The organism is Campylobacter concisus, from assembly GCF_015679985.1.
GTDB lineage: Bacteria > Campylobacterota > Campylobacteria > Campylobacterales > Campylobacteraceae > Campylobacter_A > Campylobacter_A concisus_AC.
Map to the genome: position 1 here is coordinate 1,264,327 of NZ_CP049239.1, position 14,682 is coordinate 1,279,008.

Consider the following 14,682-nt stretch of genomic DNA (forward strand, 5'->3'; position numbering starts at 1 on the left):
TTTTTCCTTGAATTTATTTTTTTGCGATTTTGCCTAAAATTTGATTAAAAAGCCATTTTTGCTACTTTAGCCTAAAATGACCTGTGATTTTGTAGCTATAAAGTATATTTTCTTCTTGTACGCCAGAGCCGATATTGTGGATTACAAGCGGTGTTTGGCCTTCAAATTTATCTGAGATCACGCCAATGTGAGGTAAATTTTTTGGTAGCATCCATGTGACGATATCGCCTGGCAGAAATTTATCATCGCTCACCTCAAAACCTTTCCTTTTTAGATAGGCGGCAATGTTTAAAACACGCCTGTGATCGATGTTTTTATCAGCCTTTTTAAGTCCCCATTTTTTAGGATAGCTCGCGAAATTTCTACTCATATCTTCAAAAATGAGCCTTTGCAGATCCATCTCTTGATGACGTAGTGCCCTTACCACAACGTCGGCGCAAACGCCCTTTTTGATATCCACATCACCCATAGGATAGGCAAGTCTTTCGTAGCTTGGATCGTAACTTAGCGTCACGCCGATCTGCGACCTAGCGTCATTTACAAATTTGCTCGCCGAAAAGGCAAAAACTTGCGTGGCAAAAAGAGCCAAAAGCAGAAATTTCTTCATTTTCTACTTTAAAAGCATAGTTTTTAGGATACGTTTTCCTATCTCAACGCCTGGCTGATCGTAGGTGTTGATGCCTAGCATGATACCAGTGGCCGAGGTTAGTAGCTCGTAATAAAAAATGAGCCAGCCAGCATGAAACTCATCAAGCCTCTCAAGCGTGATAGTATCGACACTTATGCCCTCTTGCACTAGCGCCATAGCTGTCGCGTCGCATTGCAAATTTATAAGCTCATTTAGGCTTAGACCCGCCACAAAATCGCACTCTTCAAGCCCTTTTAGACTCAAATTTGGGATAGCCTTGTCGCTTGCGTGATCTTTTATCTTTATAAATGTCACGCTCTTATCTTTTACGCCGTCCATGATAAGCTGCAAAAAGCTGTGTTGATCGCGGCTACCAACAAGTCCAACTGGCGTAAGACCGACCCTTTTATAGCCTCTTTTTTTACCAAGGCTCTCCGCCCAAAGCTGCACGTACCAGTCGTTAAATTCAAAAAATCTATCGCAGTAGCTAAAAATAACATTTATGCTGGCATTTCTGCTAGTGGCGTAGTGGTAGGCTTTAGCGACTATTGAACTATCTTTTTGCTCGATGTATTGCTTCTTGCAAGCAAGCGCGCCCTCCAGTAGTGCCTTTATATCGTAGCCACAGATACCAAGAGGCACAAGGCCGATCGCACTTAGCACACTAAATCTCCCGCCCACATTTTTTGGGATGTTAAAAAACTTGATCCCATTTTCTTTGGCAAAATTTTCTAAATTTGTCCCAGGACCAGTTATGATTAGGAAATTTTTGCCTAAATTTTGAGGCTTAAAGTCATCAAGCAAGCACTTAAAAATGGTGATCGTCTCGATCGTGTTGCCTGATTTTGAGCTTATTACAAAAAGTGTCTCATCAAAATTTAGCCCATCAAGCGTGCTTTTGTAGCTGCAAGGATCGACATTATCTAAAAACAAAAGCTCTCTTTTTATCCCCTTTGTGCCATCAAGCATCGATTTTAGCGCCTTTACGCCAAGACTGCTGCCACCGATACCAACTAGCACGACATTTTTGATATGAGCTAGCCCCTTTTCATACTCCTCGATCTCGCCTAATAAATTTTGCCCAAGCACTGGCAGGTGGTAGTAGCCTATCTCGCCGCTTTCGTACTCGTCATTTATGCGTTTGGCGTAGGAGTCAATGACTTCGCTACTTGCAAAGTTAAATTTAAATGAAGTCTCTATCATTTACTGCGCTCGTAAAAGAAATTTGTAGCCTCAACGAACCCATCAATGTTGCCACAGTCAAACCTCTTACCCCTAAATTTATAAGCTAGCACCATGCCATCTTTTGCCTGCGTTTTTAGCGCGTCTGTGATCTGAATTTCACCGTTTTTACCTGGTTTTGTTCGCTCTAAAATGTTAAAAATATCTGGCGTTAGGATGTAGCGCCCGATTATCGCTAAATTTGTCGGAGCCTCGGCAGGATCGGGCTTTTCAACCATATCATCAACCATTATGAGATCATCTTCTATAAACCTACCGCTTACGACGCCATAAGACTTGGTCTGCTCTTTTGGCACTTCCATCACTGCAACGACGCTGCAGCGATACTTCTCATAAATTTTAACCATTTGTGAAAGCACACCCTCACCATTTTCATTTATGCATAGATCATCTGCCAAAATGACCCCAAATGCCTCGTCACGAACTAGCGTTTTACCTGTATAAATAGCATGTCCAAGCCCTTTCATAGCATTTTGCCTAGTAAATGAAAATGTGCATGAGTTCATTAAATTTCTAACTTCGCTTAGCAGTGACTCTTTTGAGCTACCTGCGATCTCTTTTTCTAGCTCGTAGCTAATGTCAAAATAGTCCTCAAGCGCCCTTTTTCCGCGTCCTGTGACAAATGCCATATTATCCATGCCAGCCTCAAGCGCCTCATCAACGCCGTAGTGAATGAGCGGTTTTGTAAGTATTGGCAACATCTCTTTTGGGAGCGATTTTGTAGCTGGTAAAAACCTCGTTCCGTATCCAGCCGCTGGAAATAGGCAAGTTTGTATCATTTTAGTCCTTCATGAAAAATTGCAAAATTCTACTATCTTTTCCTTAATAATATAAATTTCTCTGAATTTACAAGGCTTTAATTAGCAAATTGATAAGATTTTTAAAATTTTTAAAAAAGAGCAAATTTGCAGACGATTGATAGGATTTTTAAAGCCCAGCTTGATATAAAAAAGTCAAATTTTTTAGCATTTTTGTGCCCGATAAGCGAATTTAAAAGCTTGCATGAACGCCTAAAAGAGGAGCATTTTAAGGCCGTTCATGTAGTTTGGGCGACAAGGGAGCTAAACAAATACGGACAAATAGTTGAAAACCAAAGCGATGACGGCGAGCCAAAGGGCACTAGCGGCCAGCCAAGCCTAAACGCGCTAAGAGGCGCTGATCTTATAAATGTTGGTGTCTTGATAGTCAGGTATTTTGGCGGGATAAAGCTTGGCACTGGAGGACTTGTAAGAGCCTACTCTGGGGCTGTAAATGAAGTAATAAATGAGGCCATAAAAGATGGTGGCGTGATGAAATTTGAGATAAAAGATGAGGTTAAATTTTTTACGCCATTTTCGCTGATGAGCCGCTTTGAGCACTATTTTGCCACTAAAAATTTAAGCGAGTTTGAAAGAGAATTTAATGACCTTGGAGCGATCTGGAGTATAAATTTAAACGAGGCTGAGTTTGCCGAGCTATTTAAATTTTGCAAAGAATTTGAAGCAAGCGAGTTTAAATTTTTAGCCCTTGCACTTAGTGGCAAGAGCTTATTCGCTCATCAAAGCTAAATCATTGTAAAATCGCAAAAATTTTAAAAAGAAAGTAAAAATGGAAATTTGGAACGACATTTATAACCACTTTAACCCAGTCGCCTTTAGTATCTTTGGTTTTAGCGTGCACTGGTATGGGCTTATGTATATTTTAGCCCTTGTTTTGGCGCTTGCCATGGCAAAATATCTCGTTAAAAAAGATAAAATCCCAATCTCAAATCAGCTCTTGGATAATTACTTTTTCTGGGTTGAAATAGGCGTTATTTTAGGCGCTAGGCTTGGCTGGGTTTTAGTATATTCAGGCGAAGTAAGCTACTACTTGGCGCAACCTTGGCAAATTTTTAATCCATTTCATAACGGCGAGTTTATAGGAATTCGTGGCATGAGCTACCACGGAGCAGTAGTTGGCTTTCTGCTTGCGACATATCTATTTTGCAAAAGGTATAAACAAAATTTATGGCAGCTACTTGATCTTTGTGCCATTTGTATACCTTTTGGCTACACATTTGGCAGGGTCGGAAATTTCTTAAATCAAGAGCTTTTTGGACGAGTTACAGATGTGCCTTGGGCGATAAATGTTTTTGGCCAACCAAGGCATCCTAGCCAACTTTATGAGGCATTCTTAGAAGGTTTAGTTATTTTTATTATTTTATTTTTATATAGAAAATTTAAGAAATTTAATGGCGAGCTGATCGCGCTTTATGCTATTTTATACACTTTTGCAAGATTTATTTGTGAATTTTTTAGAGAGCCAGACTCAGGGCTTGGATTTATTATTTTTAATCTTTCAATGGGTCAAATTTTATCACTTATCATGTGTGGTTTTGGAATTTTTATTTATGCCATGCTTTATAAAAAATTTTCAAAGCTCTAATATAAGTGTTTAAAAAATATTAAAGTAAAAATCTGCTAGCATTAGCTTTATCAATTAATACTAATATTTAAATTAGTATTAAGAAATGATAATTTATTTCAAATTTCTTAGGAGGGCTCATGACCGGGCTTATAGAAGGTTTTTTGGGAAAACGGTCGGACGACAAAAAAAGTCGCACTCCAGCCGCTTGGGATAGATGGCAAAGTATTACAGGGTTTATTTTGGCCTGTTTTATATTGTGCCATATGGTTTTTACTTCTACTATACTACTTGGTAAAGACGCATTTAACGCTGTCGTAGGGTTTGCGGAAGCTAAATTTTTATTCGGCGAGGCTACTTGGTGGATTACTAACGTTATTGCCGCGGTAATATTTGCCATTTTTATCGCTCATGCATTTTTAGCTATGAGAAAATTTCCAGCAAACTACAGACAATATCTAATGTTTAGAGGCCACAAAGACCGCATGAAGCACCTTGATACTACGCTTTGGTGGTTTCAGTTTTTAACCGGTTTTGCTCTATTTTTCGCAGCCAGCGCACATCTAGTGGATATAGTCTTTGGCGGACACATCACTGCCGACAAATCAGCGGCTGCATTTCATCAACTAGAAATTTTCTACTTCGCACTACTTGTTTTTATGGTCGTTCACGCTAGTATCGGTATGTACCGCTTGTATGTCAAATGGATAAGCATTGATGGTGCAAATAAGCACGAAATGTTTGCCAAAAGAAATAAGGCAAAAACAATTGTATTTGCCGTTTATGGCATACTTGCTATAATTGCGCTAATCGCCGATTTCGTGTGGATCAGCCATTAAAAAGGAGCTAGAAGATGAATGTAAAATATTATGATGCATTGGTAATTGGTGGTGGTCTAGCTGGTCTTAGAGCTGCTGTGGCTGCTGGAGAAAAGGGCTTAAGCACCGTTGTTTTAAGTCTCATACCTGTAAAACGCTCGCACTCTGCGGCTGCACAAGGCGGTATGCAAGCCTCTTTGGGAAATTCAAAAATGAGCGAAGGCGACAACGAGGACGTACACTTTGCCGATACGGTAAAAGGTAGCGACTGGGGCTGCGATCAGCAAGTAGCACGTATGTTTTGTCAAACCGCACCTAAGGCGATTCGCGAGCTAGCGGCTTGGGGCGTGCCTTGGACTCGTATAACAAAAGGTGAGAGAAGCGCTATCATCAACGCTCAAAAAACGACTATCGTAGAAAAAGAAGAGGTCCACGGACTCATCCACTCTCGCGACTTTGGCGGAACTAAAAAATGGAGAACATGTTTTACGGCCGATGCCACCGGTCACACTATGCTTTTTGCCGTAGCAAACGAAGCTCTAAAACATAACGTCGAAATCCACGACAGAAAAGAAGCTATCGCGCTAATCCACGCAAACAACCGCTGTTACGGCGCGATCGTTCGCGATCTAGTAAATGGCGAGATCACGGCATACGTCGCAAAAGGTACGCTAATCGCCACGGGCGGCTACGGTAGGGTTTATAAACACACTACAAACGCCGTAGTTTGCGAGGGTATAGGTGCGGCCATCGCTCTTGAGACCGGCGTAGCTCAGCTAGGAAATATGGAAGCGGTGCAGTTTCACCCGACCCCGATCGTTCCAAGCGGTATCTTGCTAACCGAAGGTTGCCGCGGCGACGGTGGAATTTTACGCGACGTGGACGGATATCGCTTTATGCCAGACTACGAGCCTGAGAAGAAAGAACTAGCTAGCCGCGACGTCGTAAGCCGCCGCATCATGGAGCATATCCGCGCAGGCAAGGGCGTACCTAGCCCATACGGATATCACGTTTGGCTTGATATTTCAATCCTAGGACGCGAGCATATCGAGAAAAATTTACGCGACGTTCAAGAAATTTGCGAGATATTTAACGGTATCGACCCTGCCGACACCGAAGTATATACCGACGAAAACGGACGACAGCGCGGTAAAGGCTGGGCGCCGATCCTGCCTATGCAGCACTACTCTATGGGCGGCATAAAAACTAAGCCTACAGGCGAGAGTCCTACGCTAGCGGGTCTATTTAGCGCCGGCGAGGCTGCGTGCTGGGATATGCACGGATTTAACCGCCTAGGCGGCAACTCCGTTTCGGAAACGGTCGTCGCGGGTATGATCGTTGGAGACTATTTTGCCGACTACTGCGGCAGCCACGAGATAGATATAAATACCGCAGATATAGAAAAATTCGTTAAAAAAGAGGAAAACTATCTAAAGAGCCTTGTCGAAAAAGAGGGTAAATTTAACGTATTTGAGATCAAAAACAAGATGAAAGACATCATGTGGGAGCACGTGGCGATCTTTAGAACAGGCGAAGGTCTAGCCGTAGCGGTAAAAGAGCTAGAAGAGCTTTATAAGCAATCTTTAGACGTCAAAGTCACAAACAAGGCGCTATTTGGCAACCCTGAGCTTGAGGAGGCCTACCGCGTACCAAAGATGCTAAAACTAGCTCTTTGTATCGCAAAAGGCGCGCTTGATCGCACCGAGAGCCGCGGAGCTCACTGCCGCGAGGACTATCCGAAACGCGACGACCTAAACTGGCTAAACAGAACTCTAACTAGCTGGAAAGAGGGCGATACGCTACCGACTATCGTGTATGAGCCGCTTGATATTATGAAAATGGAGATGCCGCCAGCATTTAGAGGATATGGTGCGAAAGGTAATATTATTGAGCATCCAGATAGTGCCATCCGCCAAAAAGAGGTCGATGAAATTCGTGAGAAAATGCAAGCTGAAGGTAAGAGCAGACAAGAAATTCAAGAGGCTTTAATGCACTATGATCTTCAACCAAAATATAAAGCACCAAACGAAAGAGCAGGAATAGGATATGAGTAGAAAAATAACCATAAAAGCATTTAAATATAATCCGTTAAGTAAAATTTCAAAGCCGCATTTTGCGACCTACGAGCTAGAAGAGACTGATGGTATGACATTGTTTATCGCGTTAAATATGATTCGCGAGAAATTTGACCCAGATCTTAGCTTTGACTTCGTTTGCCGTGCTGGTATCTGCGGAAGCTGCGGTATGCTTGTAAATGGCAAGCCAAGATTAGCGTGTAGAACTCTTACTAAAGATTTTGAAAGCGGAGTAATTGAGCTTATGCCTTTGCCGGTATTTAAGCTACTAAAAGATCTAAGCGTAGACACTGGCAACTGGATGAATGCGATGAGCAAGCGCGTGGAGAGCTGGATACACACCGACCACGAGACCGATATCTCTAAGCTTGAGGAAAAGGTTGAGCCTGAAGTGGCGCAAGAGGTATTTGAGCTTGACCGCTGCATCGAGTGCGGTATCTGCGTAGCTGCGTGCGGTACGGCTATCATGAGGCCTGATTTCATCGGTGCGGTTGGACTTAACCGCGTAGCTAGATTTAAAATCGATGCGCTCGATAAACGAACCGACGAGGACTTTTACGAGCTTATCGGCGATGATGACGGCGTATTTGGCTGTATGACTTTACTAGGCTGTGAAGACAACTGCCCTAAGCACTTACCACTTCAAAGTCGCATAGCTTATATGCGTAGAAAAATGGCTGCTATAAAGTAGCAAAGGGGCTGTAAAAGCCCCAAATTTACTTCTAAATTTGTTAAAAAAGACTGCAAAAAGATGCCAAAAGGCATAAAAAGATATCAAAAATGGGATTGATAAGAGTGCGCCCATTATATAACCAAGTGGAAATGCGATAAATATAAAGACGATTCCAACACCAGAAACAAAACAAAAAATTATCGCAAATATCGTAGCAAAGGTGTTTACAAATAAACTAATATTTTCTAAAAGAAAATTTGTTAGGCCAAGACTTCTCATGTCTTGATTATAACTTTCAAGCCAAAAAATTTATATAATTTCAAAAATTTGCTTCATTTAAGGATATAAAATGTTACCAAGCTATAAAGATATGATGCTACCTATTTTAGAATTTGTCGCACAAAAGAAAGAGGCAAATAGAGCTGAAATTTCTAAATTTATAATTAAGCATTTTAAGTTAAAAGACGAAGATCTTTTGCAAAAAATAAAAAGAGGAACGCCAACTTATATAAATCGTACCGATTGGGCTTTATCCTATCTAGCCACAACAACTCAAATAAAATCAAGGCCAGAAAAATTACCGCTTCAAAAAGTTGGTAGAAGCCTATTTGCCATAACAAATTTTGGCAAATAGCTAGTAAGTAGCAAGGACAAAAAGAGCAAATTTCTCTCTTGGTACGATGAAATTTACAAACAAGAGATAAGGCAAGAGAAAAAAGAAGCCACAGAAAATACTCCAGATGACAATATAGATGAAGCGCTTTGCAAGATAAAAGAAGAGCTAAAAAGTGAAATTTTATCTAGCATTTTAGAAAAAGAGCCAAGATTTTTTGAATACCTTGTAACAAAGCTACTTGAAAAGATGAATTATGGAGCTGGAAATCTTACGAACAAAGGCCCAGACGGCGGGATAGATGGCATCATAGATGAAGATGAACTTGGGCTTTCTAAAATTTATATCCAAGCAAAAAGATACAAAGACGGCAGTAATATCCGTAGGCCAGAAATTCAGCAGTTTATCGGCGCCATATCAAATAAAAATACTAAAAAAGGTGTCTTTATCACTACGGCAAAATTTACTAAAGAAGCTGAAAATTTCGCCAAAGATAATCAAAATTTTAGTGTGGTTTTGATAGATGGCGACAAGCTTGCAGAGCTAATGATAAAATACAAAGTCGGCGTTCAAACAAGCCAAATATATGAAATTTGCAAAATCGACACCGACTTTTTTGAAGAAAATAATTTTTAAAATTTTAAGCCATAAAGTACTACTGCGTATATTTATTGCAAGTTACTACTTGGGATCATTTTGGTCTTGCTTTATTTATTTGCTTAAAAACAAATTTAAATCTTTACTAACGCCAAAATAGTCCAAATTTACCAGCTTAAAATGCTTTTTAGATCAAATTTTACTCTTATAAACGCCGTCTAAAATTTAAGTGTTATAATTACAGCGAAATAACGATTTTAAGGAGAGGATATGCAATCTCGCATAATCACTGGCGTTTTGATGTTTGTTGCTATTTTAGTAGTTTTTTTTATTGATAATTATATTTTAAATTTTATCTTGCTCGGCGCTGTGCTTTATTTTGCATTTAATGAGTCGCTCAAGCTTTATAATATCGATCACAAACAGCTAGTTTTTGCCGCACTTGCTTTTTATGTGCTTACATATTTTACAAATCCAATTTTCATAGCGATCCTTGCTATCATGCTAGTTGCTTCGATCCTAGCTCACATAAAAAGTGAAAATTTAAAGCTAGTCGCACCTTTTGTATATCCGACCACACCGATCTTTATGATGTGGATGCTTTACTCAGAGTATGGCGTAGGCTATCTCGTATGGCTTATTTTAAGCGTAGTTGCAAGCGATAGTGGTGCATTTTTTGTTGGTAAAATGTTTGGCAAACATCCATTTAGCCCAAGCTCACCAAACAAAACAATCGAAGGTGCAGCAGGCGGTGTGGCGATAGGCACTGTAATTGGCTGCATTGTTGGAAATTTTGTAACCGAAGGATTTTTCCAAATTTTATTCTCAAGCTTTTTAGTCTGCGTGTTTGCAGTTTGGGGAGATTTGTTTGAGAGTTACCTAAAAAGACTTTGCGGTGTCAAAGATAGTGGTTCGCTATTCCCAGGACACGGTGGCATGCTTGATAGGATAGATGGTTATTTATTTGGCGTAGTCGCCCTACTTTGGTCGCTCTCGTGGTAATACTTGGCTCAACTGGTTCAATTGGCAAAAACGCCCTTAACCTTTGCGAAAAATTTGGCGTAGAGGTTGAGGCGTTAAGCTGTGCTAAAAATGTAGATTTACTAAATGAGCAAATCTTAAATTTTAAGCCAAAATTTGTCTGCGTAGGCAATGAAAAGCTAGCTAAAAATGTAAAAAACATAGAAGCTAAAAATATCTTTTTTGGTGAGACTGGACTGCTACAAATGCTAGAAATTTCAAGCTCAAAAAAGGTAATAAACGCCCTTGTTGGCTTTGCTGGCCTTGCTCCAAGTCTAAAGACGCAAGCTCTTGGCAAAAAACTAGCTTTGGCAAACAAAGAGAGTCTTGTTGTTGGCGGCAAATTTCTAAAGACTAGAGAAATTTTGCCGATTGATAGCGAGCATTTTGGACTTAAATTTCTACTTGAAAATAAAACTGCACCAAAAAGACTCATCATCACAGCAAGTGGCGGCGCATTTTATAAAAAGCCGATCAAATTTCTAAAAGACGCCACACCAAGTGATGCTTTGAAGCATCCAAACTGGGATATGGGCGCAAAGATTACGATTGATAGTGCGACGATGACAAATAAGCTTTTTGAGGTGATGGAAGCTTACTGGCTTTATGGCATTAAGGAGATCGAGGCTGTGATAGAGCCAACTTCTGCGATACATGCCGTAGTTGAATTTATAGACGGCTCAAGCACGATGCACCTCTCGCGACCTAACATGAAACTAGCTATCGCTCATGCTATGTTTGAAAATATCAATGAAAATATTGTCTCACACGCAAATTTACTTGATCTAAAAAATATAAAATTTCATAAAATCAGCCTTAAAAAATATCCCATTTTTTCGCTAAAAGATGAGGTCCTAGCAAACCCTGATCTAGGTGTAGTGATAAATGCTGCAAATGAGGTTGGAGTGTTTAGCTTTTTAGAGAAAAAATGCTCGTTTTTGGATATCTCAAGGCTCGTTTTAAGCTCTGTTAAAAATTTTAGAAATATTAAAATTTCAAATATTGATGAAATTTTTGAAGCTGATAAAGAAGTTAGAAATTACGCAAAAAGGATGTTAAATGCAAAGGTATGAGGGTTATAAATTTGATCCCAAGCAAAGCTTAATCGGCGTTCAGTTTTTATTTGTCGCCTTTGGTGCACTGGTATTAGTGCCGATACTTACGGGACTAGATGCAAATGTAGCTCTCTTTACAGCCGGTCTTGGCACGCTACTTTTTCAGCTAATCACTAGAAAAAATGTTCCGCCTATTTTTTTAGCAAGCTCCTTTGCTTTTATCGCGCCACTTCAGTACGGTATCGAAAAATGGGGCATAGCCGTGACGATGGGGGGCGTTATATTTGCTGGATTTTTCTACGTTGTTTTAAGCCTCGTGGTCCGATTTGGCGGAGAGAAAATTTTGCATAAAATTTTGCCTCCAGTTGTCGTTGGGCCGGTCATCATGACAATAGGCCTAATCCTTGCTCCAAATGCCGTCAAAATGGCAACATCAGCCACTGAAATTTATACACAAAATGAGGCGATGATCGTCGCTGGCATTTCGTTAGTGGCTACTATTTTAGTGATGATGCTTGGGCGTGGCATGTTTAGACTTATACCTATTTTGCTTGGTATTATCACCGGATACATCGTAGCTTACTGCTTTGGCATGGTTGATTTTACCCCTATCTTTAATGCACCTTGGTTTAGAATGCCAAATTTCACTACACCAAAATTTGAGTTTGAAGCGATCATTTATATGATACCTATCGCCATAGCTCCAGCGATCGAGCACATAGGCGATATGCTTGCTATCTCAAATGTCACAAAAGAGGATTTTTTAAAAAACCCAGGCCTTAAAAATACGCTCCTTGGAGATGGACTTGCCACTTCGCTTGCTGCTTTTTTTGGTGGCCCGCCAAACACTACATACTCAGAGGTCACCGGCGCAGTTAGCCTTACAAAGGCTTATAATCCAGCGATTATGACCTTTGCAGCGATCACTGCCATCGTGCTAGCCTTTGTTGGCAAGCTAGGAGCTGTACTCTCAACTATCCCAGCCCCAGTCATCGGTGGTATCATGCTGCTACTTTTTGGCATCATCGCAAGCGTTGGTATGGAGACGCTTATAAAAAATAAAGTCGATCTTGCAGACCCTAGAAACATGATAATCGTAGCCCTCATCTTCATCTTTGCCATCGGCGGCATGGTGCTTGACCTTGGAGCGGTTAAATTTTCAGGCATAGGTCTTGGTGCAGTTACTGGCATAGTTTTAAATTTGCTTTTACCAAAGACAAAGCATTACGAAGGATATTAATGCGTAAATTTTTACTTTTTTTACTAACCTTTGCCACTGCTAGTTTAGCTAATACTTTAGACTATGTGCTCATCAAAAAAGGTGAACCAAGCGAAAACACGATGTTGTTAATCGGCGGTATTCAAGGCGATGAGCCGGGTGGCTTTTTGGCAGCCTCTATCGTGGCAACTGACTATAACATCACAAAAGGCTCGCTTTGGGTTGTGCCAAATTTAAATTTCCCAAGCATAATCGAGCGAAGTCGTGGCACAAAAGGTGATATGAATAGAAAATTTGCCCATGTAGATAAAAACGATCCAGACTATAACTCAGTAATGAAGATAAAAGATGTCATCACTGATAAAAACGTCACGCTCATCTTAAATTTACACGATGGAAGTGGCTATTACAGAGATAAATTTATAAGCAAGGACGAAAATCCAGATAAATGGGGCAATACTTGCATAATAGACCAAAGCACACTTCCTGGTTCAAAATATCCAGAGCTTGAAGGTATCGCTTCAAGCGTAAAAGATGTGCTAAATAAGCATCTAATAGATCAAAAGCACCAGTATCACATCAAAAACACGCACACTGCGATGGGTGATAAAGAGATGCTAAAAAGCCTAACTTACTATGCTATCACGCAAAATAAATCAGCCTTTGCAAACGAAGCTAGTAAAAATTTAAACGCCGAGCAAAGGACTTATTATCATCTAATCGCCATTGAAGAATATATGAAAAAGGCTGGCATCAGCTTTACTAGGCCGTTTAATCTTGATGTTAAAAGCGTAAAAAAAGCAATCGAGAAAGAAATCAGACTCGAGCTTGAAAATTCATACGCGATAAGCCTTAAAAATCTAAAGCCTTTAATAAATTTTGTCCCGCTTAAAAAAGGCGAGTTAAACTACAGCTCACCAAATCCGCTAATAGCCATTATAAAAGAAAATGGTAGCTTCAAAGTGCAGTACGGCAACCGCTTTGTTACTAGATTAAAACCACAATATTTTGAGTTTGCAAAACCTCTTGAGGAAATTTCACTAATAAATGACGGTAGCGAGCTTACATTAAAAAGTGGCGATAAATTTAGCGTGAAAAAGAGCTTTAAAATAAAATCACTCAAAAACGTGCGTGTGAATGTCATAGGATATGGCACAAAAAGTATAGATGAGAGCGAGCAAGAGGTGGCTAAAAATAGCCTAAATAAAAGCTATAGCATCGATAAAGATGGCAAAATTTATAGAGTCGAGTTTTATAAAAACGAAGATGGCAAAGAGAAATTTGCCGGCATGATCTTAGCGGAGTTTAGATGATACTTGGCATCGAAAGTAGCTGCGATGATAGCTCGGTTGCACTCATAGATGAACGCACTTTAGAGAAGATTTATTATAAAAAAATTTCTCAAGAAGAGGAGCACGCTATCTTTGGCGGCGTTGTTCCTGAGCTTGCAGCCAGGCTTCATACAAAGGCACTGCCAGCACTTTTAGAGGATATCTTGCCAAATTTTAAAGATATAAAAGCGATCGCTGTGACAAATGAGCCAGGTCTTAGTGTGAGCCTAATAGGCGGTGTCAGCATGGCAAAAGCGCTAAGCGTGGCTCTAAATATCCCGCTAATTGCTGTAAATCATTTAGTTGGGCACATCTACTCACTATTTTTAGATCGCGAAGCCACATTTCCACTTGGCGTACTGTTAGTAAGTGGTGGGCATACGATGATCTTAGAAGTAAGCGAAAATGATGAAATTTTGGAGCTTACAAGCACTAGCGATGATAGCTTTGGCGAGAGCTTTGACAAGGTTGCTAAAATGCTTGATCTTGGCTATCCAGGCGGTGCCGTAGTTCAGCAAAATGCCCTACTTTGCAAAGACAAAGAGAGGTTTCATTTTACCATTCCACTTCTTCATGATAAACGCCTTGAATATAGTTTTTCAGGGCTTAAAAACCAAGTCAGAGTTGAAATTTCTAAGCTAGATAGTATCACTCCAAAAGATATTTCTGACATCTGCTACGCATTTGAAAATACTGCCTGTGAACACATTTTAAACAAGCTTGAAAAGGTCTTTTGGTTAAGAAATTTTAAGCGTTTTGGTGTAGTTGGCGGTGCAAGTGCAAATCTAAATTTACGAAAAAGGCTTGAAACGCTTTGTCAAAAAAACGAGTGCGAGCTTTTGCTAGCTCCGCTTGAGTTTTGCTCTGATAATGCATTAATGATAGCAAGAGCAGGACGGGAGAAGTACCTAAAAGGCGAATTTGTAAACCATAGCGAGCTAAATATAAATCCAAGAGTTAGCTTTAAAAAGCTTGAGTTAAATTAAACTTTTTAAAAAACATAAAATTTTGCGCCTAAATCTTGATAGC

General features: G+C 40.1%; 15 protein-coding genes. 12 read left to right on the forward strand and 3 right to left on the reverse strand.

The window, feature by feature from the left end:
* Positions 1-61 precede the first annotated feature (61 nt).
* From G5B98_RS06450 to galU, 3 genes are read right to left on the reverse strand one after another with little or no spacing between them, the layout of a single operon-like run.
* Positions 62-607 carry a DUF1287 domain-containing protein gene (locus tag G5B98_RS06450; protein ID WP_196086395.1) on the reverse strand — a complete coding sequence of 182 codons (546 nt, stop codon included), beginning with the start codon at positions 605-607 and terminating at the stop codon, positions 62-64.
* A 3-nt stretch (positions 608-610) separates the two neighbouring features.
* Positions 611-1,831: a glucose-6-phosphate isomerase gene (locus G5B98_RS06455; protein WP_196086396.1), complete on the reverse strand. Its 1,221-nt coding sequence runs from the start codon at positions 1,829-1,831 to the stop codon at positions 611-613.
* Complete coding sequence (gene galU / locus G5B98_RS06460; protein ID WP_196086397.1) at positions 1,828-2,649, reverse strand: UTP--glucose-1-phosphate uridylyltransferase GalU; 822 nt, start codon at positions 2,647-2,649, stop codon at positions 1,828-1,830. The genes G5B98_RS06455 and galU overlap by 4 nt, the downstream gene beginning before the upstream one ends.
* A 126-nt stretch (positions 2,650-2,775) precedes the next feature.
* Between galU and G5B98_RS06465 the strand changes: the two genes are divergently transcribed.
* The 12 genes from G5B98_RS06465 to tsaD all read left to right on the forward strand — a co-directional run bounded on the left by G5B98_RS06465 (position 2,776) and on the right by tsaD (position 14,639).
* Positions 2,776-3,417 (forward strand): IMPACT family protein, encoded by a 642-nt coding sequence (locus G5B98_RS06465; RefSeq protein ID WP_196086398.1) that lies wholly within the window; start codon positions 2,776-2,778, stop codon positions 3,415-3,417.
* A 40-nt stretch (positions 3,418-3,457) separates the two neighbouring features.
* Positions 3,458-4,273 carry a prolipoprotein diacylglyceryl transferase gene (gene lgt / locus G5B98_RS06470; RefSeq protein ID WP_196086399.1) on the forward strand — a complete coding sequence of 272 codons (816 nt, stop codon included), beginning with the start codon at positions 3,458-3,460 and terminating at the stop codon, positions 4,271-4,273.
* A 119-nt stretch (positions 4,274-4,392) separates the two neighbouring features.
* Positions 4,393-5,091 carry a fumarate reductase cytochrome b subunit gene (locus tag G5B98_RS06475; RefSeq protein ID WP_021091688.1) on the forward strand — a complete coding sequence of 233 codons (699 nt, stop codon included), beginning with the start codon at positions 4,393-4,395 and terminating at the stop codon, positions 5,089-5,091.
* A gap of 14 nt (positions 5,092-5,105) precedes the next feature.
* Positions 5,106-7,124: a fumarate reductase flavoprotein subunit gene (locus G5B98_RS06480; protein ID WP_021091883.1), complete on the forward strand. Its 2,019-nt coding sequence runs from the start codon at positions 5,106-5,108 to the stop codon at positions 7,122-7,124.
* Positions 7,117-7,836, forward strand: a complete 720-nt coding sequence (locus tag G5B98_RS06485; RefSeq protein WP_103604881.1) for a fumarate reductase iron-sulfur subunit — start codon at positions 7,117-7,119, stop codon at positions 7,834-7,836. Before G5B98_RS06480 ends, G5B98_RS06485 begins: the two co-directional genes overlap by 8 nt.
* Before the next feature lie 331 nt (positions 7,837-8,167).
* Positions 8,168-8,452 (forward strand): winged helix-turn-helix domain-containing protein, encoded by a 285-nt coding sequence (locus G5B98_RS06490; RefSeq protein ID WP_196086400.1) that lies wholly within the window; start codon positions 8,168-8,170, stop codon positions 8,450-8,452.
* A 171-nt stretch (positions 8,453-8,623) separates the two neighbouring features.
* Positions 8,624-9,067, forward strand: a complete 444-nt coding sequence (locus G5B98_RS06495) for a restriction endonuclease (protein WP_196087361.1) — start codon at positions 8,624-8,626, stop codon at positions 9,065-9,067.
* A 231-nt stretch (positions 9,068-9,298) separates the two neighbouring features.
* Positions 9,299-10,030 (forward strand): phosphatidate cytidylyltransferase, encoded by a 732-nt coding sequence (locus G5B98_RS06500; RefSeq protein WP_084041191.1) that lies wholly within the window; start codon positions 9,299-9,301, stop codon positions 10,028-10,030.
* Complete coding sequence (gene dxr, locus G5B98_RS06505) at positions 10,012-11,121, forward strand: 1-deoxy-D-xylulose-5-phosphate reductoisomerase (RefSeq protein ID WP_196086401.1); 1,110 nt, start codon at positions 10,012-10,014, stop codon at positions 11,119-11,121. The genes G5B98_RS06500 and dxr overlap by 19 nt, the downstream gene beginning before the upstream one ends.
* Positions 11,108-12,343, forward strand: a complete 1,236-nt coding sequence (locus G5B98_RS06510; protein WP_084041193.1) for a uracil-xanthine permease family protein — start codon at positions 11,108-11,110, stop codon at positions 12,341-12,343. The genes dxr and G5B98_RS06510 overlap by 14 nt, the downstream gene beginning before the upstream one ends.
* Positions 12,343-13,635: a M99 family carboxypeptidase catalytic domain-containing protein gene (locus tag G5B98_RS06515; RefSeq protein ID WP_196086402.1), complete on the forward strand. Its 1,293-nt coding sequence runs from the start codon at positions 12,343-12,345 to the stop codon at positions 13,633-13,635. The genes G5B98_RS06510 and G5B98_RS06515 overlap by 1 nt, the downstream gene beginning before the upstream one ends.
* Positions 13,632-14,639, forward strand: coding sequence for a tRNA (adenosine(37)-N6)-threonylcarbamoyltransferase complex transferase subunit TsaD (gene tsaD / locus G5B98_RS06520; protein WP_196086403.1), 1,008 nt, complete (start codon positions 13,632-13,634; stop codon positions 14,637-14,639). Before G5B98_RS06515 ends, tsaD begins: the two co-directional genes overlap by 4 nt.
* Positions 14,640-14,682 lie beyond the last annotated feature (43 nt).

Excerpts from the sequence above, each read along its gene's own strand:
- G5B98_RS06480 (WP_021091883.1), top strand. The coding sequence starts at position 5,106 with ATGAATGTAAAATATTATGATGCATTGGTAATTGGTGGTGGTCTAGCT.
- lgt (WP_196086399.1), top strand. The coding sequence starts at position 3,458 with ATGGAAATTTGGAACGACATTTATAACCACTTTAACCCAGTCGCCTTT.
- G5B98_RS06455 (WP_196086396.1), bottom strand. The coding sequence starts at position 1,831 with ATGATAGAGACTTCATTTAAATTTAACTTTGCAAGTAGCGAAGTCATT.
- G5B98_RS06485 (WP_103604881.1), top strand. The coding sequence starts at position 7,117 with ATGAGTAGAAAAATAACCATAAAAGCATTTAAATATAATCCGTTAAGT.
- G5B98_RS06500 (WP_084041191.1), top strand. The coding sequence starts at position 9,299 with ATGCAATCTCGCATAATCACTGGCGTTTTGATGTTTGTTGCTATTTTA.
- G5B98_RS06490 (WP_196086400.1), top strand. The coding sequence starts at position 8,168 with ATGTTACCAAGCTATAAAGATATGATGCTACCTATTTTAGAATTTGTC.
- G5B98_RS06515 (WP_196086402.1), top strand. The coding sequence starts at position 12,343 with ATGCGTAAATTTTTACTTTTTTTACTAACCTTTGCCACTGCTAGTTTA.
- tsaD (WP_196086403.1), top strand. The coding sequence starts at position 13,632 with ATGATACTTGGCATCGAAAGTAGCTGCGATGATAGCTCGGTTGCACTC.
- G5B98_RS06475 (WP_021091688.1), top strand. The coding sequence starts at position 4,393 with ATGACCGGGCTTATAGAAGGTTTTTTGGGAAAACGGTCGGACGACAAA.
- G5B98_RS06510 (WP_084041193.1), top strand. The coding sequence starts at position 11,108 with ATGCAAAGGTATGAGGGTTATAAATTTGATCCCAAGCAAAGCTTAATC.
- G5B98_RS06450 (WP_196086395.1), bottom strand. The coding sequence starts at position 607 with ATGAAGAAATTTCTGCTTTTGGCTCTTTTTGCCACGCAAGTTTTTGCC.
- galU (WP_196086397.1), bottom strand. The coding sequence starts at position 2,649 with ATGATACAAACTTGCCTATTTCCAGCGGCTGGATACGGAACGAGGTTT.